At 70.4% G+C, this 713-nt stretch carries 1 protein-coding gene; it reads right to left on the bottom strand.

What is annotated here, in order from left to right:
• A partial coding sequence (locus tag EQG76_RS13365) for a methyl-accepting chemotaxis protein (protein WP_159714099.1) occupies nt 1-713 on the bottom strand: 713 nt, incomplete at both ends.

A 713-nucleotide genomic window follows, 5' to 3' on the forward strand; every position in this document is an offset into this window, starting at 1 on the left:
GGCGGTGTCGCCCACCGCCTGCAGCCCGTTGCTGCTCGCCTGGATGGTCTCCTCCGTCCCCAGCGACAGCTCCTGGGCGCGCCTGGACACCTGCGCGCCCGACTGGGTGATCTCGTCCAGCGTGGCCGAGGTCTCCTGCACGGAGGCCAACTGCTCCTCCACGCTCGCCGCCTGCTGCTGGGTGGAGGTCCGGATCTCCTGGGTCGCGGTGTTCAGGCTTTCCGACGCGGCTCGGCTCTGGATCGCCAGCTCCCGCAGGCCGGCGACCATGCCGTTGAGATGCTGGGCGAGCTGGGAGATCTCGTCCTTGCCGCCAATGGTCACCGACGCGGTGAGGTCGCCGGCACCGATCTGCTCGGCGAAGCGGGCGAAGCGGGTGAGCGGGCGGGTGATCGAGCGCTGCAGGAGCCAGGCAGCGAGGATGCTCGCCAGCACGATCCCGGCGAACGCGGCCACCACCGTGACCGCGGCGGTGCGGTGCATCTGCTCGATCCAGTCCTGCGCCTCGTTCACCAGTTGCAGGACGCTCGTGCGGATGCTGGCCAGCCGCTCCTCGATCTGGTCGGCCAGCCGGGCCGCCTGCTGCTGCGCGTCCTCCGCCGCCGTGAAGTCGCTCCTAGACAGCGCGTCGAACTGCCGGAGCACGATCGGCTCGAGCTGGCGGATCAGGTCCTCCGCTGCCGCGAGCGTGTAGATGAGCTGGCGGATCTGCT

The organism is Geminicoccus flavidas (assembly GCF_009806515.1).
Classification (GTDB): domain Bacteria; phylum Pseudomonadota; class Alphaproteobacteria; order Geminicoccales; family Geminicoccaceae; genus Geminicoccus; species Geminicoccus flavidus.